This is a genomic window from Vibrio pomeroyi (assembly GCA_041879425.1).
GTDB lineage: Bacteria > Pseudomonadota > Gammaproteobacteria > Enterobacterales > Vibrionaceae > Vibrio > Vibrio pomeroyi_A.
Genome location: CP090854.1, coordinates 3,351,897 through 3,377,144, shown reverse-complemented (window position 1 = coordinate 3,377,144; position 25,248 = coordinate 3,351,897). Strand labels below are relative to the sequence as shown.

Here is a 25,248-nt window from a genome sequence, read left to right as displayed (position 1 = left end):
TTTTGATCCGATAGACTTGTTATGAGTTACTGATTTTAACCTGCAATGCCACCTTGAGTGAGCGCGGTTGGATCAAGCAGCTTGCTGAGTTCTTCTCGGCTGAGATCGGTTTCTCTTTCTGCAACATCAAGGATTGGCAAACCCTCTTTGTAGGCTTTCTTGGCAATATCCGCAGCTTTCAAGTAACCAATTACAGGGTTGAGTGCCGTCACTAGAATTGGGTTCTTTGAAAGTGCTAAATCAAGATTGTCTTGGCGCACCGTGAAGGTCGCAACCGCTTTATCTGCTAGTGCGACAGAGCTGTTAGCTAAAAGCTCTATACTCTCTAATACGTTATGAGCAATCACTGGCAGCATTACATTTAGTTGGAAATTACCAGATTGGCCTGCGACAGTAATGGTGGTGTCGTTACCAATCACTTGTGCTGCTGCCATTGCTGCGGCTTCTGGAATCACAGGGTTTACTTTGCCCGGCATGATAGAAGAACCTGGCTGTAGCGCCTGCAATTCAATTTCACCTAAGCCTGCTAATGGGCCTGAGTTCATCCAGCGAAGATCATTTGAGATCTTCATGATCGCAACTGCTGCAGTTTTGAGCTGACCCGAGAATGCAACGATCGCGTCTTGGCTACTGAGGTTGAAAAAGAAGTTTTCACTTGAGTTAAAGCTGATCTTTGTCGACTGCGACAAGTTACTCGCAAACTTATCGGCAAAGCGTGGGTCGGCATTGATCCCGGTTCCGACCGCTGTACCACCTTGAGCGAGTGCTTTGATAGCGGGTAGGGTGCTTTCAATAGCTTGCTTAGCGTGTTCAATCTGGAACTTCCAGCCACCAAGCTCTTGAGCAAAGGTAATTGGCATCGCATCCATTAGATGAGTACGGCCTGTTTTTACTACCTCAGCTAGCTCTTGCTGTTTAACGGTAAGTGCTTCTGAAAGGTGAGTTAATGCAGGCAGCAGTTTGTTTTCAGCCATCAGAGCGACACTGACTTGAATTGCGGTTGGTACCACATCGTTGCTGCTTTGGCCCATATTGACGTGATCATTCGGATTCACGTCACCCTGCAAACTTCTTGAAGCGAGTGTTGCAATCACTTCGTTGGCATTCATGTTGGAGCTAGTACCAGAGCCAGTTTGGTAAACATCGATCGGGAATTGATCGAGGTATTTACCATCGATGATCTCTTGGCTCGCTTCGGCGATCGCGTTGGCAATATCACCTTCTAATAAGCCTAACTGAGCGTTGGTGTCTGCGGCGGCCTGTTTAATGAATGCTAATGCTTGAATGAAGCTGGTTGGCATCTTGTGTGAACTAAAAGCAAAGTTATCTGCAGCACGTTGAGTTTGTGCTTGGTATAGCGCATCAGCAGGGACTTTCACTTCCCCCATGCTGTCTTTCTCAATTCGATATTGTAGGGTCATTTTCTATCCTTGTTAGCCAAGTGGGGCTTGGACTTGTTGTAGTGTTTGGCTGAGATTCAAAAAACGCGCTTGGCCTTGAGGTTGCTGGCAGTAATGGCGTTTCAAATAAAATAGTGGTGAGTGAATAGAGTCTAAGCAGATATGACGAAAGGCGAAACTGCGTTCAGGAGACTCAATCGCTTCAATCAAATGGAAGAAAACTTGGCGCAGGTAAAGCTCGCACAACAAGATGTTTTCTTGGGCGGCGTGCTTTTCATAGTAAGCGGAAAGCGTCAGTGCGCACTCGATGTAGTCTCGAATCACAAACGGCTCATGGCCTTGAACTTGCTCTAATGAAGCAAAGCGATCTTGTGCTTTGTAAAACCTCGAATAGAGACCCTGCTGTTCTTTCATCATCATTTGCATTTTCCCATTGGATGTTAATGATAATTATTATCAAATGAGATTTTAAAAACAACCCTTTGTTTCTCTTTTTATAAAATGAAAGGGAAAAAGAAAAAGCCGATACATAACGTATCGGCTTTCTGAGATTCAGTACCTAATCCCTACAATGTAAGTACTGATTCATTTTTTGCTAAACATCTTTTTTTTTGTGGTTGTGTTTAGTGGTCGTGAGCTTCACCAGCACCTTTCGGGTAACGGATGTTCTCAACCATATCTTGTACATCTTGTGGTACTTCAGCTGTTACTTTGTTTACAGCAATCGATACTACGAAGTTTAGACACATACCTAGCGTACCGATGCCTTCTGGGCTGATACCAAACCACCAGTTTTCAGGTGTGCTTGCTGCAGGGTTAATGAACTTGAAGTAGATGATGTAGCTTGCTGTGAATGCAATACCTGACAACATACCTGCAATTGCGCCTTCCTTGTTCATCTTCTTGTAGAAGATACCTAGGATAATCGCTGGGAAGAAGGATGCTGCGGCTAAGCCGAAGGCAAACGCTACTACCTGTGCTACAAAGCCTGGTGGGTTAATACCCAAGTAACCTGCACCGACAATCGCGACCATGGCTGCCAAACGAGCGGCTAACAGCTCCTGCTTGTCGGTCATGTTTGGTCTGAAGCCTTTCTTCAACAAGTCATGTGAAATCGACGTTGAGATTACCAATAGTAGACCCGCGGCTGTTGATAGTGCGGCAGCTAGGCCACCTGCTGCCAGTAGTGCTACAACCCAGTTTGGTAGTTTCGCTAGCTCAGGAGAAGCCAGTACGATGATGTCACGGTTAATCTTCATCTCGTTGCGCTCATCGCCCGAGTAGAACATTTTGCCATCGCCGTTCTTATCTTCCCAACCTACTAGGCCAGTGCTTTCCCAGTTTTTGTACCAGCTTGGTGCGTCTGCTGCTGCGACACCTTGCATGTCTGGGCCGTTGATTGTTTCGATCATGTTTACACGAGCGAATGCTGCAACGCCTGGTGCTGTTGTGTATAGCAATGAGATGAACAGTAGAGCCCAACCCGCTGAGATACGAGCATCACGTACTTTTGGTACAGTGAAGAAACGAATGATTACGTGTGGAAGACCCGCAGTACCTACCATTAGAGCCGCACAGATGAAGAAGACATCCACCATGCTCTTGTTACCTTCGGTATAGGCGGTAAATCCGAGTTCTTCGGTGAGCCCATCCAGTTTATCAAGTAAGTAAACATCCGTGCCTGATAGCGTAGAGCCCATACCAACTTGTGGAAGTGGGTTACCTGTCATCATGATTGATGTAAAGATTGCTGGAACAAGGAAGGCGAAAATGAGGACACAGAATTGAGCTACCTGCGTATAAGTGATGCCTTTCATGCCACCAAGTACTGCGTAGAAGAACACAATACCCATACCAATGATGATACCTAGGTTAATGTCGACTTCTAGGAAACGAGAGAATACAACGCCCACACCACGCATCTGACCTGCAACGTACGTGAATGATACGAAGATTGCACAGAATACCGCTACCATACGGGCTGTTTTCGAGTAGTAACGCTCACCGATGAAATCAGGAACCGTAAACTGACCGAACTTACGTAGGTAAGGTGCTAAACATAGCGCAAGTAGTACGTAACCACCTGTCCAACCCATTAGGTAAACTGCACCGTCGTAACCAACGAATGAGATGATACCTGCCATTGAGATGAATGATGCTGCCGACATCCAGTCAGCGGCAGTCGCCATGCCGTTTGCTACTGGGTGTACACCACCGCCAGCAACGTAGAACTCACTGGTAGACCCTGCACGAGCCCAGATTGCGATGCCGATATATACCGCGAAAGTAATACCGACGAGAATAAACGTCCAAGTTTGAATATCCATGTGCTAGCCTCTAGTCTTCCTGTACGTTGTATTTTTTGTCGAGCGCATTCATGCGAACAACGTAAATAAATATCAGCGCCACGAAGGTGTATATCGAACCTTGCTGAGCGAACCAAAATCCTAGCTTGAACCCGCCAAACTGAACGGTATTGAGGGCATCCACAAATAAGATGCCAGCGCCGTAAGACACTGCAAACCAGACCGCGAGCAGTGTTCCCATAATTCCCAAGTTTTCCTTCCAGTAGGCTTGAGCATGTTCCGTAGATTCGAACGCCATTGCCTTCTCCTTTATTCCGTTTTCGTAGAAACCGTTTTGTGAAACCGTTTTTGTAAAATAGCTTGTTAACGTAATGTTACGATTTAGAATGTAGCAAGGATGAGTCAAGGGATCTGTGCAACTTTAGTCGGGATAGTATTGGCGCTAATGTACTGAAATATGGGAGTTGGAAGGCAGAACCATAGAAAAATGTGATGTTACAAGGTTGTTAAATTAGCCAAAGGTCTAACAAAAGTGGATGAATTAGAGTGAGAGTCATAAAATTTAACAACTAAATGACTGAGAAACGGTATTTAGTCCTGCGTATGACACGAAGGGAAACATAAGTTTGTTATAGTAACTAAAGCACTTTCATCGACCGTGCCATGCTTAGCGGCAGAAGATCAACATGCCTATATCTTGAGTTTTATTCTTTGGGGGAACGAATTGGACGCAATAACTATCAACCACTTATTTTTAACTGGTGCGGTGCTCATCGCCATCAGTGTGCTTTTCTCACAAGTGTCCTCACGATTGGGCGTTCCGATTCTTTTGATCTTTTTGTTCGTTGGTATGTTGGCGGGTGAAGATGGTCCGGGTGGTATTAATTTTGATGATTACTCACTGACTTATTTGGTGAGTAACCTCGCGCTTGCCGTGATCTTGCTTGATGGCGGTATGCGAACCAAGGTCGCAAGCTTCAAGGTCGCGTTCTGGCCGTCGCTCTCATTAGCGACAATAGGCGTAGCCTGTACCGCGACGCTAACCGGTTTAATGGCGGCTTGGCTGTTTGACCTATCACTGATGCAGGGCATTTTGGTTGGTGCGATTGTTGGTTCAACCGATGCGGCAGCGGTATTCTCTTTGCTGAAAGGGCAGAGCCTTAACGAGCGTGTTGGCTCAACCCTAGAGATCGAATCGGGTACCAACGACCCAATGGCGGTCTTCCTGACGGTGACTTTAATAGCGCTACTTGGCACCCCAGATGCCGAGATGGGAATGAACTTCCTACTGAAAAGTTTCGCGATGCAGTTTGGTGTCGGCACGCTTATCGGGCTTGGTGGTGGTTGGGTTCTATGGAGTCTAATCAACCGAGTACAGCTGGCTGATGGCCTGTATTCGATTCTGGTGCTCAGTGGCGGTGTGGCTCTGTTTGCCTTCTCTAACATGCTTGGCGGCAGTGGCATCCTATCAATTTACTTAGTGGGCTTGTTCATTGGTAATCGTCCGACGCGCTCTCGACACTCGATTCTTAATGTCCTTGATGGTATGACGTGGCTAAGCCAAATCGTGATGTTCCTGGTGTTGGGTTTATTGGTAACACCATCGACCTTGATGGACATTGCTCTTCCTGCGTTAGCACTGGCTTTCGGTATGATCTTGTTTGCTCGTCCACTGTCGGTTTGGTTGGGCTTGCTACCGTTCAGAAGCTTTACCACCAAAGAGCGTTGGTTTGTTTCTTGGGTCGGTTTACGTGGCGCGGTGCCGATCATTCTGGCTGTGTTCCCGATGATGGCTGGCCTGCCTAATGCTCAGCTTTACTTCAATATCGCGTTCTTCGTGGTTATGGTGTCGCTAATTGTTCAAGGCGGCAGTTTGATGAAAGTCGCGAGATTAGCTCAAGTGACGCTACCTCCAACGCCGACACCGATTTCTCGTACAGGCATTGAAATCTACCCTGCTAGTGAGTGGGAGATGTTTGTCTACAAGCTGAAAGAAGAGAAATGGTGTGTCGGTGAGCCACTGAAGCGCTTGTCTATGCCGGAAGGAACGCGAATTACCGCACTGTTTAGAAAGGATGCCTTACTTCACCCATCGGGCAGTACCGTGCTAGAGGCGAACGATATTCTCTGTGTGCTTGGTCAAGATAAAGACCTAGATAGCTTAAGTGAGCTTTTCAGTGAGGCACCGTTGGCCGAAGACGCAGCTCGATTCTTTGGTGATTTCTTCCTTGAGGTTGGGCTATCGATTGCCGCGGTGAGTGACTGCTATGGCATTGAACTAGGCTCGGAAGAAGAGCGCGACATGACGCTAAAACAGTTGGCTGAACGTGAGCTTGGCGCGCACCCAGTATTGGGCGATAGCTTCGAGTGGCATGACATCAATTGGGTGGTTGCAGAGATAGATGATCATAAAGTCGTCAAGCTGGGTCTGTGTTTGCCTAAGACGACTTTAGAAGAGGATATGAGCGAAGCCTAGTTATGGACTTCTTGTAGCAAGATAACTGCTTGAGTGCGGTTTTTCACATCCAGTTTACGGAAGATGGCTGTCATATGGGCCTTGATGGTCGCTTCCGAAACATTCAATTCATAGGCGATTTGCTTGTTCAGCAGGCCGTCAGAAAGCATCCCTAATACCTTGTATTGCTGAGGCGTCAGTGTGGAAATCTTTTCCGCAAGGTCGCTGCAGGCAGCATTGTTGGTAATCAATCCTTCAGGGAAGAACGGGTCGCCATTCAGCACTTGATTGAGTGCACTCACCAATTCACGCATATCACTCGACTTAGGAATAAAGCCAAACGCACCGTGGCTCTTCACTTGAGTCACTACGCTGGCATCTTCACTGGCAGAAATCACCACAATCGGTAGATCTGGGTATTCCGCACGAAGTTGAATGAGACCAGACATACCATTTGCTCCCGGCATTTTCAGATCGAGAAGTAGCAGGTCGGGTTCATCTTCTTTCTTAAGCAGAGTCAGTAAGGCGTCGAGAGAATCAGCCTCAAGCAGGTTCGCACCGCTGATCGCCATATGAACTGACTGAAACAGGGCGTTGCGGAAGAGAGGGTGGTCATCAGCAATGATGATGGTATAGGTCGAGTCCATGACGTTCATACTTTTAACAATTTAGTTAATATTTATTATCATCCTGATTGAGTATGTGGACAATATCTATGCATTAAAAGTCTGAACCATATCGACTTTTATCCCTGTTCTTGGAAAGCGTTTCCTATAATCACAAAAAAGCCGCACTGCCATCTCGTTATGAGGAGCAGTGCGGCTTTCGATAGAGCTTATATTTAGACGAATGTCGTCGTTATAGCTGGTGGTCTTGCATGTGTTTTAAGAATACATCGGCAGGCATAAAACCAGTCACACGAGCATTTGGAACATGGTTACCCTCGCCATCCCAGAACTCAATGGTTGGTAAGCCAAGTACCTGTAATTGTTTAAGCAGTTCAATGTCTTGAGGCATGTTTCTCGTCACGTCAGCTTGAAGCAATACGAAGTCAGAAAGCTTGTTCTCAACATCAGCTTGATGGAAGGTGTACTTCTCAAACTCTTTACACGCTACACACCAATCGGCGTAGAAATCGAGCATCACAGGTTTACCCAGTTTCTTCGCTTCGATGAGCTGGATTTCGAGCTCTTCAACGGTGTTGATACGTGCAAATTGGATATGCTGTTGTTCTACTGTTACGCTCTTCTCCGCAAACCAATAGTTCAACGCAGGCTGTGCGGAAGCAAACAAGCCAAGCATTGCGATGATGCCCACAGCGCTCTGTTTCCAACCACCGAATGGCAGCGCATTCTTGCTGTGATACAGCCAACCGAAGGCGATGAAGCCAAGACCAGACCAAAGTACGGTTGCCCATAACTCAGGGATAATACGCTCTAGCAGGAAGATAGGAGCTGCTAGCAAGATAAAGCCGAATACGATCTTCACCTTATCCATCCAGCTGCCAGCTTTCGGTAGTAGCTTATTACCAAACACGGCAACCAAAATCAGTGGGATACCCATACCCATCGCCAATGCGTACAGAGCAATTGCGCCGGTAAACAGGTCACCACTTTGAGCGACATACAACAGTGCACCGGATAGTGGGGCTGTGGTACAAGGCGAACACACCAAGCCAGAGATAGCGCCCATCGCAAACACGCCTAAGGTATTGCCGCCTTGTTGTTTGTTACTTTGGTTGTTGAGCCATGTTTGGATGCTGCTCGGCAGTTGCAGGTTATAAACGCCAAACATCGACATGGCTAACGCCACGAATAGAACGCTCAATGCAATTAACACGTAAGGATGTTGCATCGCCGCTTGGAACTGCATGCCTGCAGAGGCAACCACTAAACCTAATAGGGTGTAGGTTAGCGCCATACCTTGCACGTAGATGAAGGACAACATCAGCGCGCGACCTTGGCTGAGTTTACCGCCACCCAATACGATACCCGTTAGAATTGGGTACATAGGCAGAACACACGGTGTAAAGGCTAAGCCAACACCAAGTGCTAAGAATAATAATGGCGTCCACCAACTGTCACCGAGCTTATCGGCTAGGCTCGCTTCTTTTGAAACGGGTGCACTTGATTGTGGAGTGGTGTTAATTGCAACGTCTGTTTTTGGAGAAGCTTGCTGTGTTGAAACACCGGTCTCACTGTTTGCAGACGATGAATCTTGCGACATTGCATTAGCTTGAGAGTCGCCTGAACCAGAATCTGTAGCTGTAAATGGTTCAATATCGATGATTCTAGTCTCGGGTGGATAGCAAAAACCTGCATCCGCACAGCCTTGATATTTAACGATCAGCTGTGAACCATCTTGGTAACTCTGTAGCGGAACTTGCACGAATAACGGCTGGGTATAAATGCTCACCTCACCAAAGAATTCATCTTGGTGTGGTTTACCATCTTCTAATTCAACGTTACCGATCGCGAGATTTTGCCCAGTGAAAGATAGGCTATGTTGGTAGAGGTAGTAGCCTTCTTTTACCTGCCAGTCGAGAAGCACCTTGCCGTCTTGCTGGTAGTAATTGAAAGGGAAAGCTTGGTCTACAGGGACAAAACCGTTGTTATTGCCTCCGAAGCTTGGCTCGGCGTTGTCATTTCCAAAAAGCGCCCACGCAGGCTGGGTGAATAGGGAAATACAAACAAAAAGTAATGTGGCAAGTCGTCGCATACTATTTAGTCATCAAAATGGAGTTGAAGGTATCTTAACTCAATCAGACCGTAATAGTTTGTGATTAGTTTCATCGACCAGCAAATATCCGCTAGGGCGGGTGAGCCACCTTCGTAGGCAGTCGAGAGAGAGTCAGCAGCGCAACTGCAGTGAACAGACCTTGCCAGTAAGACATTTAGGCAACGCCCAAGCGTGCTTTGACCACTTGTTCGCAAGCATCAATGTTGGTTGTGTCTTTCGGGATAATTAACACGGTGTCGTTGCCGCCAACAGTGCCGATAATCTCGGTATGTGGGTCGATATCAACCAATCGTGCCACTAACTGTGCACAACCAGGGTGGGTTTTTACTATTACCATCGCTTGGTTATGAGTGATTAATTCAATCTGCGATGAGATGGATGCATCGACACGAACTGGTGCGCTTTCAACGGTGATGCAGTACACCTTTTTGCCACAGGCGTTCTGGATTTTTACCACGCCGAGCTGTGACAAAATGCGAGATACAGTCGATTGGCTAATACCGGTATAACCGATCTCAACCAGTTTCTCACGCAGTTGGTTTTGGGTCGAGAAGCTTTGTTGTTGTAGTAAGCGTTTGCACGCCGCAGTCAGTGTTTTATCTTCAGCTGAATACAAGCAACCGTGCTCAGTGATTTCGTTCATGAACAACTCCTTAAGGTCAACGTGTGGATATCGCTTGTCCATAGCGCCGAGCGCACTCCCAAAGCCGTAGAGTACGATTATTAATAGGGCTTACCGATGAATCCCGAAGTAAAGAAGGGAGGGTATGCGAGATGTATGATCATCTATTCATTGAGTCTACCACTAAAGGATAGTTATCTTTTTGAAGGCGATCACCAAATAATATTCTGGTTTATTGCTTTTATTTTGGGGTTTTATTCTTTGGTTGATGGATATTTATTCCGGCGTGGGAATAAATATCCATGTTATCTAAGTGGCTTTTGTTGCGAAGGTAATACCGCTAAGGGTTAGCGAATTTCATTCATGATCTCGCGAGAGAATACTTTTTCACAATAGTGACATTTTAGCTGCACTTTTTCCTGTTTTAGCTGCACTTTAAAGTGACTTTCTACAGGTTCACCGTGTGAAATACAGTTGCTATTTGGGCAAGAGAACACACTGTGGATTTGCTCTGGCAGCACAAGGGTTAGCTTGTTAACTACTTTGTACTCTTCAATCTGATTCACCGTGGCCTGCGGAGCATAAAGAGCCAATTGGTTGGCTTGTTCCTTGGTCAGGAAGATGTTCTCAATCTTGATTAGGTCTTTATGGCCAAGTGCCGATGATGGCAGGTTTAAGCCCATAGTGATGCGCTGTTCTGTCTTGTGCAGCTTAAACAGTTTAAGGATTTTGATACCAAGGTGAGCAGGGATGTGGTCAATCACGCTGCCGTTACGGATCGCTTCTACTTGTAGCTGAGTTTGTTTAACCATGACTGTTTCTCCTGCTTATAAAGTGTCGTTAAGAACTAGGGCCAATAGGGCTTCGCGAGCATATACACCGTTTTCAGCTTGTTCGAAGTAGTAAGCGTGTGGCGTTTTATCTACATCAGTTGTGATTTCGTCGACACGTGGCAGTGGGTGAAGCACTTTCATGTTTTGGCGTGCATCTTTCAGCGTATCAGCTGTTAGAATGTAAGCCGATTTCATGTGCGCGTATTCTGATGCATCAAAGCGCTCTTTCTGTACGCGAGTCATGTACAGAACATCCAGCTCAGGCACCACTTCTTCAATGCTGCTGTGGGTGCTGTATTGGATACCCATCTCTTCCAGTTCTTCACAGATGTAATCAGGCATCGCTAACACTTCTGGCGCAATAAAGAAGAAACGTACGTTATTGAATTTTGATAGTGCTTGCGTCAATGAGTGTACGGTGCGGCCATATTTTAGGTCGCCGACGAATGCCACATTGAGGTTATCAAGCGTGCCCTGCGTTTCGTAAATCGAGAACAGATCCAGCAAGGTTTGCGTCGGGTGTTGGTTGGCACCGTCGCCGCCGTTTACCACCGGAACACCGTTAGAAAATTCAGACGCTAAACGCGCTGCCCCTTCTTGTGGGTGACGCATGACAAAAGCATCGACGTAAGATGAAATAACCTGCACCGAATCGGCTAGCGTTTCGCCTTTCTTCGCCAGTGATGTGTTACCGCCATTATCAAAGCCGATGACCGTGCCACCAAGGCGTTGAACGGCGGTTTCAAATGAAAGACGAGTTCGAGTTGAAGGCTCGAAGAAGCAGCTTGCAACGACTTTATTTTTTAGCAACTCTGGGTTTGGCTCGGCCTTGAGTCTTGCTGCTGTGTCGACGATAAGCTCCAGTTCATTACGAGTGAGCTCAGGTATGGAGATGATGTGCTTGTTAAATAACGAATGCGCCATAACGGGTCTTCCTTCTATGCATACAGTCAAATTGCGGACAAAAAAAAGCCCCCTAAAAATAGGAGGCTTCGAAACGATCAATAGAGCAAAATAAAAATGACACCAACGCCACTCTCGGACGTGTAGTTTGACAATCATGTGCGACAAAATTGCAGTTCATTTTTTGCTCTCTTAAGACAAATTGCGGAGGATTATACTCAGATAAAAACGCCATGCAATACTTTCTGTAAAGTATTCATTTAATGGATTTTTATGCGAAATAACGTCTGCATTTGGCTTTGATTTAAGCCCTTGTTGAAACAGAAAATCTCAGGCTTTTTGGGGCGATAATCCCTTCAAGTTCATGAAAAAAAATGCGGGCTTTATCCAAGGGTTAAATCCCAAGTACGCCACCCGCATTTCCCTGTCATTGCACTTAACTTGTCAATGTCTTGCGAACAAGTGAGTGCTTAACTTATTAGTTGTTTCGATTCTTAGCTGTTTAGCTGTTTAGCTGTTTAGCTGTTTAGCTGTTTAGCTGTTTGGGTAATTAACTGCCTAGGGTTGCAACCATTACTGCTTTGATGGTGTGCATACGGTTTTCAGCTTCATCGAACACGATAGAGTATTCAGACTCAACCACTTCATCTGTTACTTCAACGCCGTCTTTTAGTTGTGGATATTCAGCAGCAAGCTGTTTGCCAACAGTGGTGTCTTCACCGTGGAAAGCCGGTAGGCAGTGCATGAATTTCACATGTGGGTTACCCGTTGCTTTCAGCATTTCCATGTTCACTTGGTAAGGCATCATTAGGTTGATGCGCTCAGCCCATGCTTCTTTCGCTTCGCCCATGGATACCCAAACATCGGTGTACAGGAAGTCACAACCTTGCACGCCTTCTTGAACATCTTCAGTCAGTGTGATTTTGCCGCCTGTGTGCTCTGCGATTTCACGACACTGAGCCAATAGTTCTTCTTGTGGCCAGAACTGTTTTGGAGCAACAAGGCGAATGTCCATACCCATTTTCGCTGCGCCAACCATCAGAGAGTTACCCATGTTGTTGCGAGCATCACCTAGGTAAGCAAAGCTGATTTCATGCAGTTGTTTGCCACGGCCGTATTCGGTCATGGTTAGGAAGTCTGCAAGGATTTGAGTCGGGTGGAATTCGTCAGTCAGGCCATTCCATACTGGCACGCCAGCGTATGCGCCTAGCTCTTCAACGATCTCTTGACCGAAGCCGCGGTATTCAATGCCATCGTACATACGACCAAGAACGCGAGCCGTATCTTTCATTGATTCTTTGTGGCCAATTTGAGAGCCAGATGGGCCTAAGTAAGAGACGCGAGCACCTTGGTCGAATGCCGCAACTTCGAATGCACAACGAGTACGAGTCGAGGTTTTCTCAAAGATAAGCGCAATGTTTTTGCCAGTCAGTTTTGGCTGTTCGTAACCGTTGTACTTCGCTTTTTTAAGCTCCATAGAAAGATCTAACAAGTGTTGAATTTCGCGTGGAGTGAAATCTAGTAGTTTTAGGAAGTTACGATTGCGTAGGTTAAAAGCCATGATGTATTCCTTTTTAGATTTAGGCGCTTCCTTGTTACAGGGAAAGAAAATCCAAGAAAGCGCGATTCAATATTTAGTTAAATTTGTTCGGTTCTGTTTGTTACGTTTAATTCTGTGTTTACAAGGTTATAGAGGCTCGTTAGCCCGTTAACCCTTGGTAATATTGGTGCCCGCTTGGCCTTGCAGGATTTGCAAGCCATCTTCGAGTGCGCCGATACCCACAACTTTGCCGCCTTGCTCAATGAATTCGCACGATGCTTCGATTTTTGGCCCCATCGAGCCCGCATCGAATTCAAACATCGCTAATTCACTTGGCGTGGTACTGCGCAATGCGTGTTGAGTCGGTTTGCCCCAATCAAGGTATACAGCGTCCGCATCGGTCAGAATCAGCAGTGCATCCGCATCCAATTGTTTCGCTAAGAAAGCCGCTGACATGTCTTTGTCGATAACCGCTTCCACACCAACTAATTTGCCATTCTCTTTTTTGACTGGGATGCCACCGCCGCCAGTACAAATTACTAGGTGACCTGCATCGATAAGCTGGGTGATCGCTTCGTGCTCAACAATGCCTGTTGGTCTTGGGCTTGGTACTACGCGACGGAAATGTTGGCCGTCGGGTTTGACGATCCAGTGGAATTTCTCTGCCAATTCACGCGCTTCCGCTTCTTCGTAGATTGGGCCAATCGGCTTAGTTGGATCCGCAAACGCAGGATCATTTGGATCAACCGTCATTTGGGTCAACATGCACGAGATGTTGCGGTTAGGCAGGTAGTTCTTGAACTCTTGCATCAACATGTAACCGATCATGCCTTGAGTCTCACTGCCTAATACATCCAGCGGATATGGATTTACTTTCTTGTATTCCAAACCTTGCAGAGCAAGTAAGCCAACTTGCGGGCCATTACCGTGCACTAACACCACGTTGTACACTTTTGCGATTTCAGAGATGGTTTTCACCGCCGTTTCAATATTGCGGCGTTGAACATCGGCTTCTAACGGCTCACCGCGACGAAGTAGGGCGTTACCACCGAGTGCGACAACAACAGTTTGCTTAGTCATAATTGTGTTCTCTCATTTTGGCCAAGCTGAGATGATTTAAGATTGCTCAACTTGGCCGTTTCGTCTTAGTGATTAGATACCATCACGCTCAATTGGGCAGCTCATGCAGCGTGCGCCACCGCGACCGCGGCCAAGTTCATCGCCTGGAATCGGAAGAACGGTGATGCCTGCTTTGTCGTATTTTTCGTTGGTGTAGGTGTTGCCTTCGTAGCCAATCACGACACCAGGTTTAACGGTTAGAACGTTGTTTGCATCGTTCCACTGTTCACGTTCTGCATGGAAGTTGTCACCACCTGTTGTGATGAGGTTCAGCTTGTCTACGCCCAGTGCTTTTTCGATAGCCGTTACGAAGTAGCCTTCTTCTTTCACTTTTACTGCGCCAGACTCATCGCCAGTTAGGTTCCAGCACTGCACATCTTTACTCACCACTTCTGGGTAAACAGAGAAGGTATCTTCGTTCATGTGCGTCATAACGGTGTCTAAGTGCATGCAAGAGCGGTGTTTTGGTAGCTGCATTGCGATAACTTGTTTCGCTTGACCGTGTTTGAATAGGCTCGATGCTAAGTGCTCAACACCTTGTGCTGTTGTACGCTCAGACATACCGATAAGTACCGTGCCGCGACCGATAACAAGAACGTCACCACCCTCAATGGTTGAGTTGTCGTAGCTGATGCTTTCTTCATCGCCGAAGTATTTAATGAAGTCTTGGCCTGCGAATGTTGGGTGCCAGCGGTAAATAGCGCGAACGTGGTTAGTTTCACGTTGACGAGCTGGTTTCGCCATTGGGTTGATTGATACACCACCGTATACCCAGCAAGATGTGTCGCGAGTAAATAGATGGTTTGGTAGAGGCTCGATAATGAAGTCAGTTGGCGTGTGCATGCCTTGCATCATTGAAGATGATTTCATTGGCATTTCAGCGTAAGACAGACCACCCGTTAGGATTTTCGCTAGCTCTAGGTTTGGTAAGTCGCCTAAGTAGCAGCGCACATCGTTAGCAAAAGTTTTGCCTAAGCGGTAATCAGAAACTTGATGGCTCAAAAGCCAATCTTTCGCTTCTGGCACGGCTAGCGTGTCTGCTAGTAGGTCAGTAAGAAGAAGAACCTCAACACCTTGATCACGTAGCGTTTGAGTAAATGCGTCATGCTCTTTACCTGCACGCTCAACAGCCAGTACGTCATCAAACAGCAAATCGTGACAGTTAGAGGGTGTTAAGTGAGTCAGTGCGCGTCTTGGGCGGTGAACTAGAACGCGGCGTAATTGACCTATTTCAGAACCTACATAGAACTTACTCATGATCGTCTCTCTCTTATATATTTGAATTACTTTTATCGCTAAGAGTAATTATTTATTTTCAGTTGAGAAGAATGAATTATTTATTCATATCTCTTGTCTGGAATTAATATTACGCCTGCTAGTCAGGTATTCTTAGAGATCTATCACAAATCGTTTTTTATCCCGCAGCCCTTTAAAATTAAGGGTTTTAACAAACTTTATGCACTTTTAACTATTGGCTATCCCTTCTAAATAGTTAACTCTTTGGGAACATTATGCATGCTTTTTTCACTCGTATTACTAGAATGGGAATTCTAGGGGTTTATATGCAAATTAAATTTATTGATAAGAATGAGCTTAAGGTGGAAGTATGCAATGTTAGTATTTATATATTTAATTTTGAATGTGAAATTAATTATTCCTTAACAATTTAAATGCGAATTAAGCTATTGCGGTCACACTTTATAATCGAGTGTTTTAATCCGGTTTTCTATGAAAATAGCTAATGTTTGTCCTTTGGTTATTACAGCGTAAATTACTTTAAATATAATTAACGCTAATAAGTGACTAAGTATTTCTCTAAATATAGTAGCGATGAATATTTGCTTTTTAATTAACCTTAGCATCGATATTTAAAGGTTAGCTTTGCTTTCTAGCAAGTGTCTCAGCTCGTTTAGGTTTTGCTGCTTTGATAGGGCGATAGGTTGAGAGAGAGGCTCTTAATGATGCGTGTGCAGCTTGTGAGGGTGTTTCGATGGAAGGGTCTTGTTGGTCATCGATAGTGACAAAAAAGCCGCTAGAAAGCGGCTTTGAGTGAGAAAGTGAGGTGTGTTTGTTTAGATAAGCGCACCAATACTCAGAACAATGATGCAGAACACCATCAAGATACCGATTAATGGCATTACCCATTTAACCCAGCGTACGTAAGGGACACGAGCTATCGCCAAACCACCCATTACTACCGCAGAGGTTGGTGTGATTAAGTTCACCAAGCCAGAAGCTGATTGGTAAGCGGTGATAACAAGGTCACGACCTACGCCAGCAAAGTCGGCCAATGGTGCCATGATTGGCATAGTGAGTACCGCTAAACCAGAGGTTGATGGCACTAAGAATGACAAGAGAATCTCTAAGAAGAACATCACGTTAATAAAGATAACCGAAGATAACCCAGTGACCATTTGCTCTGCAGAGAAGAGGATAGTGTCGGTGATCATACCGCGGTCCATCACCACCACAATACCACGCGCGATACCTATGATAAGCGCCACGCCAAGTAGGTCACGAGCACCATCAATGAAGCTTGAAGTAAACTCTTCTTCGCTCATGCGAGACACGATACCAACGATGATGGTCGCTGCTAAGAACATTGCAGAGATCTCTGCCATCCACCACCCAGCAACGGATACACCGTAAATCATGACCGCGAATGAGCCGCCAAAAATGGTCAGAATCAGTTTTCGAGTTGTGGTGAATTCAAGTTTTTCGCCACTTGCGTTGCCAAGGAAGTGCGCTTTGTTCTCTTCGTACTTGTCGTACACAATTGATTTGCTTGGATCGGCTTGAACCATTCTTGCGTAACGCATGACGTAAGCAACACAGATACCCCAGCCAACAATCAGCATACCAACACGCAGCACAATACCGTCGGTAAATGGAATGCCAGAGGCGTTGGCAGCGATAACCGTTGCGAACGGGTTAATGGTCGAGCCAAGCACCCCAATGCCCGCGCCAAGCAGTACCGTTGCAGCAGCGACCAGAGGGTCGAAGCGAGCTGCCATCATCACTGGTACTAGTAGGGTGTAGAAGGGCAGTGATTCTTCCGCCATGCCGTAGACAGTACCGCCCGCGGCAAACAGTGCCATCAGTATTGGTATCATCAACTCTTCTCGCCCTTCTAAGCGGGCGGTGACGCGTTCGATACCGGCATCAATCGCGCCAGTTTTAGTCACTAGCCCTAAGAAGCCACCAATGATTAAGATGAACAGTGAAACGTCGATTGCCGCAGCTTCATAGCTATTGTGGTCGTAGAAGCCGTCAATAGGCGCTAGCAGTACGTCAATCACGCCTTGAGGGTTGCCCTCTACCGCTTGATAAGTGCCTGTTACGGGTACTTCTCGGCCGAGTTCTTCATTCATTGCTCGGTCGTATTGTCCCGCAGGAACAATCCAGGTAAGCAGAGCAACGAATGCAATTAGAATAAATAGAATGGTATAAGCAGAAGGGAATTTAAAATTGGCAAAGAAGCCACCCTTTTTGGTCTCGCTTGGTATCGTTTGAGTTGTCATGGCTATCTCCTTACATCATCTTAAATAGAAGTGATGTGAATTAGCGACTAATGATTTATAGATCGTAAATACATTGACTCTTATAAAGTGCCCAACGAGAAAAAGTTGCTGACTTTAAATTAAGGTTGTTTTTATATTTACCAATCCAAATGAATTTAGATTTATTTTAGCTGCGGTTATTTTATTCCTTACGTTGGTATTTAAGTTTGGTGTTGTTCACAAAAATAATTGCCAATGAATGGGCTGGAAAATGGCAAAAAAACGGTAAGGTTTTTTGGTTGATTAGCTTGGATTAATATTCGATGTAGATTAAAGGAAAGCGAGGGGGGATTGATTTGATAGGTGTTGTTTCTAGTGGGGTTGAATAACCTTGGAATTTTATTCAAACTTTATTTTTGGGCGGGTTTTAAAGTTTATAATGGTTATTTGACGTGTATCAAATATCACATTGAGTAGAAAACAAAAAAGGAAGCCGAAGCTTCCTTTTTAAAGTCCAATCATCAGCGAATGTTAGATAAACAGACCGCCGAATGCGAAGCCTAACGCTACCGCAGTACTGATTGTTACCACACCTGGAATGAAGAATGGGTGGTTGAATACGTAGTTACCGATACGCGTTGAGCCTGTGTCATCCATCTCAACCGCCGCTAGTAGTGTTGGGTAAGTTGGAAGTACGAACAGCGCACTTACCGCAGCGAAAGAAGCAACCGCTGTTAGTGGTGCTACGCCAATCGCTAGAGCTGCAGGCATAAGTGCAACGGTTGTTGCGCCTTGAGAGTAAAGCAGCATAGAAGCGAAGAACAGAACAAGCGCCAGCATCCATGGGTAGTCAGCCAGTAGAGCGCCTGCTACGTCTTTGATTTCAGCAACGTGTGCGTTTACAAACGTTGAACCTAACCAAGCCACACCAAGTACACATACACACGCCGTCATACCAGAGCGGAATGTTGGAGCTGAAGAAATCTTAGCTGCATCAATCTTAGTGAACATAACGATTGCTGCCGCTGCTGCTAGCATCACAGACATGATTGCTTCGTTACGACCTAGTGCAGGGTTTTCAATTAGGCCAACAGAGCTAGAGATAGCTGCTGCGTAGCAAACCACGAAACCAATCGCTGCTAGGAAGATGTAAGTCGCTTTCTTCGCTGTTGGAAGGATCTCGCGCTTCTCTTCTGTTGCCAGTTTGATTAGACCTTTCTCTAGACGCTCTTGGTAAACAGGATCGTCTTTCAGCTCGCTACCCATGTAGTTCGCGACAACCGCGCCAACCATACAAGCGATGAAGGTTGTTGGGATACAAACCATCAGTAGCGTTAGGTAATCAACACCGAACGGTGCAAGCATTGCCGCGAAAGCCACAACCGCTGCCGAGATTGGCGAAGCTGTGATAGCAATTTGAGAGGCTACAACTGCGATAGACAGTGGACGAGAAGGACGCACGCCTTGGCCTTTCGCTACTTCTGCGATAACAGGAAGTGTTGAGAATGCTGTGTGACCAGTACCCGCCATTAGTGTCATTACAAAGGTCACGATTGGCGCATAAAAGGTGATGCGTTCAGGGTGCTTACGCAAAAAGTTTTCTGCAATTTGCACCAACCAGTCCATACCGCCAGCAACCTGCATTGCAGCAATTGCGGTGATAACAGACATGATGATCAAGATTACGTCGATCGGGATGAAAGATTGGCTTGTTGGAACGCCAAGAATAAGTGATAGGGCAATAACACCAGCACCACCGGCAAAACCGATACCGATACCGCCAATTCTGGCCCCCAAAAAGATAAAGAGCAGGACGATAAATAGTTCTACTGCAATCATAAGTAACACCTCATTTAGATTTTATTATGTGAACATTCGCCGCCGGAATGTTCACATAATAGTTCTATGGTTTAGGTTCAATTAAGCAAAAGTGCAACATACAGAAATCCACAAAATAAACAGGGTTAACCGTATTGGAGCCTAAAAAAGGGCTCCCTTTGGAGCCCTTTCTCGCTAACTTTATTCGTAGCGCTTCGCTTTATACTGAGGATGCATCAAATTTTCAACAGAGAAAATGTCATCAAGTTCTTCTTCGGTCAATAAACCGCGCTCTAGAACCACATCACGCACGCTCTTACCTGTTTCTGCACAGATCTTACCAACAATGTCACCTTCGTGGTGGCCAATGTATGGGTTAAGGTAAGTAACGATACCGATAGAGTTAAATACGTGAGACTCACACACTTCTTTGTTTACAGTAATGCCGTCTACACACTTGTCGCGTAGGTTCACACAAGCGTTTGTTAGGATGTCTAGAGACTCAAACATGCTTTGTGCAATAACGGGTTCCATTACGTTCAGCTGAAGTTGACCACCTTCTGCAGCGAAAGAAACCGTGTTGTCGTTACCTAGAACTTTGAAGCAAACTTGGTTTACTACTTCAGGAACAACTGGGTTTACTTTAGCAGGCATGATTGAAGAACCAGCTTGCAGTTCAGGTAGGTTTAGCTCGTTCAAGCCAGTACGTGGACCTGAAGAAAGCAGACGCAAATCGTTACAAATTTTAGACAGCTTAACGGCTAGACGCTTAAGCGCACCGTGCGTCATTACGTATGCGCCACAGTCAGACGTTGCTTCGATTAGGTCTTCAGCAGGAACACACTCTAGGCCAGTTACTTCAGCTAGGTGTTTCACTGCAAGGCCTTGGTAACCCGGTGCTGCGTTTAGACCAGTACCGATTGCCGTTGCGCCTAGGTTAACTTCAAGCAGTAGCTTTGATGTGTATTCTAGGTTTTTGATTTCTTCGTTGATGGTTACAGCCCAAGCGTGGAACTCTTGGCCAACCGTCATTGGAACTGCATCTTGAAGTTGAGTACGACCCATCTTCAAAATTGTGTTGAATTCTTGGCTCTTAAGCTCGAATGCACCTTTTAGGTATTCAATCGCGTCGATCAGTTTTAGTACGCTGTTGTAAACAGAAATACGGAAGCCAGTTGGGTAAGCACAGTTTGTAGATTGGCTGCGGTTTACATGGTCGTTCGGGTTGATGAACTCATATTGGCCTTTTTCTTTGCCCATAAGCTCAAGTGCCACGTTCGCAACTACTTCGTTCGCGTTCATGTTTACAGAAGTACCAGCACCACCTTGGAAAACGTCTGATGGGAACTGATCCATGCACTTACCCGTGTCTAGAATTAGGTCACAAGCTTGGATGATGTATTTAGCCACTTCGCTAGGAATTACACCTAACTCTTTGTTTGCTAAAGCCGCTGCTTTCTTTGTCATCACCATACCGCGAACGAATTCAGGTACATCTGAGATCGTTACATTTGAGATGTTGAAGTTTTCAACTGCGCGTAGAGTGTGGATGCCGTAGTAAGCATCAGCCGGAACATGACGTTGACCTAAAAGATCTTCTTCGAGACGAGTAGCTTGAGGAGCATCAACTTGTGCTTCTGATAGAGTAGCCATAACAGGATCCTTAGAGAATTATTCTGATTATATAGTTAGTTATTAGCCTATTCTGTGTGCAAATACTCCGTTCGCTAGAATATTGGGCTGATAAATCCGTCCTGACTTATGTGGCACATGATACTGTACCTAGCGCATAAAAATAGTAAGTTGATCACCTTTTTCGCTTTTGTTTCGTCAATATTTTGCAAAGTTATTCTTGGTCAATAAACACGCTTATTTACAGGATAAATTTGAGATTGATAGAGCTTTCAGCGTAAACTGCAAGTAACAAAGGAGGGCGTGTGTTTCCTATCTTATTATTACTATTTATCTTCGTACCCATCATTGAGATTGGGCTATTTATTCAAGTTGGTGGCTTCTTAGGATTGTGGCCAACTATTGCGTTAGTGTTGATTACTGCATTTGTTGGTGCCTCACTGGTTCGTAGCCAAGGCATTCAGACACTGATGTCTGTACAAGGCCGTTTGCAACAAGGCGAAATGCCTGCACAGCAGATTCTTGAAGGCGTGATGCTTGCGGTTGCAGGTGTATTGCTGCTGACTCCGGGCTTTATGACGGATGCACTGGGTATGTTGGTATTGCTGCCAGCACCAAGAGCGATGATTGCTAAGAAAATGATGGAAAAAATGGTGGTTAAAAACATGTCTGGCGGCTTCCATGCTGGTGGACAAGCGGGCTTTGGTCAGGGGCCATTTGGACAAGATCCGTTTAACTCAGGTTCGTTTAAGCAAGACCCATTTGATCAGTCAAAAGACGGCAACACCTTTGAAGGTGAGTTTGAGAAGAAAGACGACGACAACGATCGTAACCGCTTAAACTAATCCTGCTACCTATATAGAAAGACAACAACTGAAAAGGCTCTTACCTTTATCCTTCGTAAGAAAGAGATAATGGTAAGAGCCTTTTTTATTGTCTATTAGCGATGACAGATAATAGGTGTTTGAGGGTTTGGTTATACCGCGCCTTCGAAGCCCATTTGTCGCCATGCTTCAAACGCGATGATTGCTACAGCATTGGATAGGTTCAGGCTGCGTGCGTCTGGCATCATTGGAATACGAATACGTTGTTCCATCGGCATGCTCTCGATGAACTCAGCAGGTAGGCCGCGTGTCTCAGGGCCGAACATCAACACATCGCCTTGTTGGAACTTGGCATCGACGTGGTGACCTGTGGTCTTGGTGGTACACGCAAAGATACGGTAGTCACCTTCACGTTCGTTCTCTAGATACTCAAGGAAGGCTTCTAGGTTCTTGTGACGCTTAACACGCGCTAGGTCGTGGTAATCCAAGCCAGCACGACGAACTTTCTTCTCTTCAAAATCAAAGCCAAGCGGTTCAATCAGGTGTAGGTTTGCGCCGCAGTTAGCACATAGGCGGATGATGTTACCCGTATTGGGTGCAATTTCAGGTTCGTATAAAGCGATATCAAACATGTTGGTTCACAAGAATAATCAAAGATAGCCAGAGTATACGGTGGCAAGCTGAGTGAGTACAGTTCACCACCATTCGCTTACGCTTTATTCGCGAGTGCCTGTGCGTAGTTTTCAGCAACCGCCTTCCAATTCACCACATTCCACCATGCGTTGATGTAATCAGGGCGACGGTTTTGGTAGCTGATGTAGTAGGCGTGTTCCCAAACATCTAGTGCAAGAATTGGCTCACCGTTGCTGGCGATGGTATCCATCCACGGGTTGTCTTGGTTTGAGGTCGAGATGATTTTCAGTTGACCTTCTTCTACCACCAACCACGCAAAGCCTGAACCGAAGGTATTGATTGCCGCTTGAGCGAACTGATCTTGGAACGTCTCGAAATCTCCGAATGTACTCTTGATAGCATCACCAAGCTCGCCAGTTGGTTCACCACCGCCGTCTTGAGACATACAGTTCCAATACAAGATATGGTTGTAGTAGCCGCCACCATTGTTACGAACGGCAGGACTGTGTTGTGAGATGTTAGCGAAGATCTCGGTCAGAGATTGCTGTTCTAGTTCGCTGCCAGACACCGCCGCAACAAACTTATCGTAGTAGGTTCTATGGTGCTTGCTGTAATGCACTTCCATCGTTTTAGCATCAATGTAAGGTTCTAGGGCATCGTAAGCGTAGGGTAGATCAGGGAAAGTGTGCGACATGGTAAATCCTCCATAATTAGAGGATTTACCATAATGATAATAGCAATCATTATCAACTGCGATCTTTGTGGGGGTATTACACCGGTAAGATAGGTAGGGTGATTTCGAGTTGTAATCCACCTAACTGGCTGCGGGTTGCTGTGATGGTTCCGCTGTGTTGGCGAATCGCACTCTCTGTAATGGTTAACCCAAGCCCTGTGCCACCGGTATTACGATCACGGGCAGTAGAAACGCGATAGAAAGGTCTGAAGATAGAATCTAATTCATCATCAGGCACACCATCACCGTTATCGTTCACGCAAATCGTCAGCTGATCTTGCACCACGTGGAACTGCACATCGACTTGATCTTTACCGTAGTAGATGGCGTTACGCGTGATGTTGTCTAGCGCACTCATCAGCAGCTTAGGATTACCCGAAATAGAACGCTCAGGGATCTCAGAGAACGTCAGCTGTTTGCCCATCTGTTCGGCTTCAAACTGAGCGTCTTTCAAGATCTCTTCCCATAGGCTCGAGATAGGCTGAACCTCACGAGTGATGTGGCTGTCGACCTGCATGCGCGATAGCGTCAGTAGCTCGCTGATCATCTGTTCCAGACGTTGTGCTTCAGTATCGATACGCTCAAGTTCTTGGCTCTCACCTTGTTTACGAATTGCCAGTGCGTTGGCCATGCGCAAACGCGTCAGTGGTGAGCGCAGCTCGTGTGAAATATCAGAGAGTAGTCGCTGCTGCCCTGAAATCATCTGGTTCACGGCTTCAACCATCTGGTTAAAGCTCTCACCCGCTTGTCTGAATTCAGATGTGCCTTTTTCAAGTGTTGGATCAACCTCAAACTGACCTTTCGCCACACGTTGCGCTGCGCGCTCAAGCCTGCGGGCTGGTTGGCTTAATGCCCAAGCTAACCAAAGCAATAGTGGGGTACTCGCCAACATCACGGCAAGTAATAGCTGCAGAGGTCTATCAAACAGTCGCAGTAAGAACGGCGGTGGTTGGTTCCACTTCACTCCGGCATACATCAGCAACTCTTCACCGGCGAGAGTAATCGGCACTGGCCCTGCGACCATGTAGTGTCCGTAGAGTTTTTGCTTCGGCATCTCAGGGTTATCAATCGACGTAACAAAGTTACGAATCGCCTTGAGCTTATAGTCCGAATGTCTTTTCGAGGTTAGAACCGCACCCTCAAGATCGGTTAAATAGATGCGGGCGCGAGAATCCTTGCGGCTGCGTGGCGCCTCAAGTTGGAACACAATTTTGCCGAGGTTCGGTTCTCTGGCGTAGCGTTTCTCAGCGGCCTTGGCGATACGCTCTAATTTACCGAGATGATCAGCAGGCACATCGCGCGCGACTCGCGGATCTAAATGAGGAAGTGACAGTACCGACAAAAGCACCAGTAACATGGTGAACCAAAAGATAGCAAAGATACGTCCATATAAGCTGGTGATTTTAGGGATACGCATTAATCCTCCTCTACTAATAAGTAGCCACGACCGCGTAAGGTCTTGATACGAGACTTTCCGTCGCTGCGCTCTGGGATCTTTTTACGCAAGTTGGATATGTGCATATCAATTGCGCGGTCAAACGCTGCCAGCCTTTTGCCCAACACATCTAAGCTCAATGCTTCTTTGGTGATCACTTGCCCCGGGTTTTGGATAAGGTGACTTAGCAGAGCAAACTCTGTGGTGGTGAGATCGATAATCTCGCCATTACAGTAAGCTTCTTGTTTGCCAGGGAATACTTCAATGTCTTGGTATTGAATTCTATCACTGGCCGCTTTCGGTGCCGCGGTGGTTTGCGTTCGACGCAAGATGGCACGAATACGTGCTAGAAGCTCTCGGTCACTGAAAGGTTTAGGTAAATAGTCATCTGCGCCAAGCTCTAGGCCGATCACACGATCGATCTCTTCACCTTTTGCGGTCAGCATCAGTACGGGTGTTTCCCAATTTTCTCTTAGCTTCTTGAGAGTTTCCATGCCATTCAGGCGCGGCATCATCACATCCAAAAGAATCAGGTCAATCTCATCATTGATCGCTTCGAGCCCCGCGTAGCCGTCATTAGCTTCGGAAACAGTGAAGCCCTCAAAGCTCAGAATGTCTTTAAGTAAGCTGGTTAACTCGGTGTCGTCATCAATAAGAAGAATGTTCGCCATAGGGAAGCCTTAATCGGTTATTTACACGTTAATAATACTGCTAATTATTGGTCAGCTTTCACTCTTTACGATTCTTTACGCTTTC

21 protein-coding genes are annotated in these 25,248 nt (G+C 46.1%); 2 read left to right on the top strand and 19 right to left on the bottom strand.

What is annotated here, in order from left to right:
- Nucleotides 1-35 precede the first annotated feature (35 nt).
- The 4 genes from L0992_14990 to L0992_14975 all read right to left on the bottom strand — a co-directional run bounded on the left by L0992_14990 (nucleotide 36) and on the right by L0992_14975 (nucleotide 4,004).
- On the bottom strand, nucleotides 36-1,421 hold the full coding sequence (locus L0992_14990; GenBank protein ID XGB66983.1) for a class II fumarate hydratase: 1,386 nt from the start codon (nucleotides 1,419-1,421) through the stop codon (nucleotides 36-38).
- Between the two features lie 12 nt (nucleotides 1,422-1,433).
- A complete protein-coding gene (locus L0992_14985; protein ID XGB66982.1) occupies nucleotides 1,434-1,820 on the bottom strand; it encodes a hypothetical protein in 387 nt (128 codons plus the stop codon).
- Between the two features lie 203 nt (nucleotides 1,821-2,023).
- On the bottom strand, nucleotides 2,024-3,727 hold the full coding sequence (locus tag L0992_14980; GenBank protein XGB66981.1) for a cation acetate symporter: 1,704 nt from the start codon (nucleotides 3,725-3,727) through the stop codon (nucleotides 2,024-2,026).
- A gap of 10 nt (nucleotides 3,728-3,737) precedes the next feature.
- A complete protein-coding gene (locus tag L0992_14975) occupies nucleotides 3,738-4,004 on the bottom strand; it encodes a DUF4212 domain-containing protein (GenBank protein ID XGB66980.1) in 267 nt (88 codons plus the stop codon).
- Nucleotides 4,005-4,430: 426 nt separating this feature from the next.
- On the opposite strand from L0992_14975, the gene L0992_14970 reads away from it, so the two are divergent.
- Nucleotides 4,431-6,182, top strand: a complete 1,752-nt coding sequence (locus L0992_14970) for a potassium/proton antiporter (GenBank protein XGB66979.1) — start codon at nucleotides 4,431-4,433, stop codon at nucleotides 6,180-6,182.
- Here L0992_14970 and L0992_14965 read toward each other — a convergent pair.
- From L0992_14965 to aspA, 11 genes are all read right to left on the bottom strand, one after another.
- Nucleotides 6,179-6,808, bottom strand: a complete 630-nt coding sequence (locus tag L0992_14965; GenBank protein ID XGB66978.1) for a response regulator transcription factor — start codon at nucleotides 6,806-6,808, stop codon at nucleotides 6,179-6,181. The genes L0992_14970 and L0992_14965 overlap by 4 nt on opposite strands.
- Before the next feature lie 211 nt (nucleotides 6,809-7,019).
- Nucleotides 7,020-8,879, bottom strand: a complete 1,860-nt coding sequence (locus L0992_14960; protein ID XGB66977.1) for a protein-disulfide reductase DsbD — start codon at nucleotides 8,877-8,879, stop codon at nucleotides 7,020-7,022.
- Nucleotides 8,880-9,054: 175 nt separating this feature from the next.
- Nucleotides 9,055-9,543: an arginine repressor gene (locus L0992_14955; protein XGB66976.1), complete on the bottom strand. Its 489-nt coding sequence runs from the start codon at nucleotides 9,541-9,543 to the stop codon at nucleotides 9,055-9,057.
- A gap of 326 nt (nucleotides 9,544-9,869) precedes the next feature.
- The gene (gene pyrI, locus L0992_14950) at nucleotides 9,870-10,334 is read right to left on the bottom strand and encodes an aspartate carbamoyltransferase regulatory subunit (protein XGB66975.1); all 465 of its coding nucleotides are present in this window, start codon (nucleotides 10,332-10,334) and stop codon (nucleotides 9,870-9,872) included.
- 15 nt (nucleotides 10,335-10,349) lie between these two features.
- Nucleotides 10,350-11,279, bottom strand: a complete 930-nt coding sequence (pyrB, locus tag L0992_14945; protein ID XGB66974.1) for an aspartate carbamoyltransferase — start codon at nucleotides 11,277-11,279, stop codon at nucleotides 10,350-10,352.
- 529 nt (nucleotides 11,280-11,808) lie between these two features.
- Entirely contained in the window at nucleotides 11,809-12,819 is a 1,011-nt protein-coding gene (locus tag L0992_14940; GenBank protein ID XGB66973.1) for an ornithine carbamoyltransferase, read from the bottom strand.
- A 147-nt stretch (nucleotides 12,820-12,966) separates the two neighbouring features.
- Nucleotides 12,967-13,878: a carbamate kinase gene (gene arcC, locus L0992_14935; protein ID XGB66972.1), complete on the bottom strand. Its 912-nt coding sequence runs from the start codon at nucleotides 13,876-13,878 to the stop codon at nucleotides 12,967-12,969.
- A 72-nt stretch (nucleotides 13,879-13,950) separates the two neighbouring features.
- A complete protein-coding gene (arcA, locus tag L0992_14930; protein ID XGB66971.1) occupies nucleotides 13,951-15,174 on the bottom strand; it encodes an arginine deiminase in 1,224 nt (407 codons plus the stop codon).
- Between the two features lie 815 nt (nucleotides 15,175-15,989).
- On the bottom strand, nucleotides 15,990-17,438 hold the full coding sequence (locus tag L0992_14925; GenBank protein ID XGB66970.1) for a YfcC family protein: 1,449 nt from the start codon (nucleotides 17,436-17,438) through the stop codon (nucleotides 15,990-15,992).
- Nucleotides 17,439-17,948: 510 nt separating this feature from the next.
- The gene (locus L0992_14920) at nucleotides 17,949-19,256 is read right to left on the bottom strand and encodes an anaerobic C4-dicarboxylate transporter (GenBank protein XGB66969.1); all 1,308 of its coding nucleotides are present in this window, start codon (nucleotides 19,254-19,256) and stop codon (nucleotides 17,949-17,951) included.
- Between the two features lie 180 nt (nucleotides 19,257-19,436).
- On the bottom strand, nucleotides 19,437-20,888 hold the full coding sequence (gene aspA, locus L0992_14915; GenBank protein XGB66968.1) for an aspartate ammonia-lyase: 1,452 nt from the start codon (nucleotides 20,886-20,888) through the stop codon (nucleotides 19,437-19,439).
- Between the two features lie 284 nt (nucleotides 20,889-21,172).
- Between aspA and fxsA the strand changes: the two genes are divergently transcribed.
- Nucleotides 21,173-21,712: a membrane protein FxsA gene (gene fxsA, locus L0992_14910; GenBank protein ID XGB66967.1), complete on the top strand. Its 540-nt coding sequence runs from the start codon at nucleotides 21,173-21,175 to the stop codon at nucleotides 21,710-21,712.
- 131 nt (nucleotides 21,713-21,843) lie between these two features.
- Here the strand turns inward: fxsA and trmL are convergent, their stop codons facing one another.
- The 4 genes from trmL to L0992_14890 form a co-directional block, all read right to left on the bottom strand.
- Entirely contained in the window at nucleotides 21,844-22,323 is a 480-nt protein-coding gene (gene trmL / locus L0992_14905) for a tRNA (uridine(34)/cytosine(34)/5-carboxymethylaminomethyluridine(34)-2'-O)-methyltransferase TrmL (protein ID XGB66966.1), read from the bottom strand.
- A gap of 77 nt (nucleotides 22,324-22,400) precedes the next feature.
- Nucleotides 22,401-23,018 (bottom strand): superoxide dismutase, encoded by a 618-nt coding sequence (locus L0992_14900; GenBank protein ID XGB66965.1) that lies wholly within the window; start codon nucleotides 23,016-23,018, stop codon nucleotides 22,401-22,403.
- Nucleotides 23,019-23,094: 76 nt separating this feature from the next.
- The gene (gene cpxA / locus L0992_14895) at nucleotides 23,095-24,474 is read right to left on the bottom strand and encodes an envelope stress sensor histidine kinase CpxA (protein ID XGB66964.1); all 1,380 of its coding nucleotides are present in this window, start codon (nucleotides 24,472-24,474) and stop codon (nucleotides 23,095-23,097) included.
- Nucleotides 24,474-25,163: a response regulator gene (locus L0992_14890; GenBank protein ID XGB66963.1), complete on the bottom strand. Its 690-nt coding sequence runs from the start codon at nucleotides 25,161-25,163 to the stop codon at nucleotides 24,474-24,476. The genes cpxA and L0992_14890 overlap by 1 nt, the downstream gene beginning before the upstream one ends.
- Between the last annotated feature and the right edge of the window lie 85 nt (nucleotides 25,164-25,248).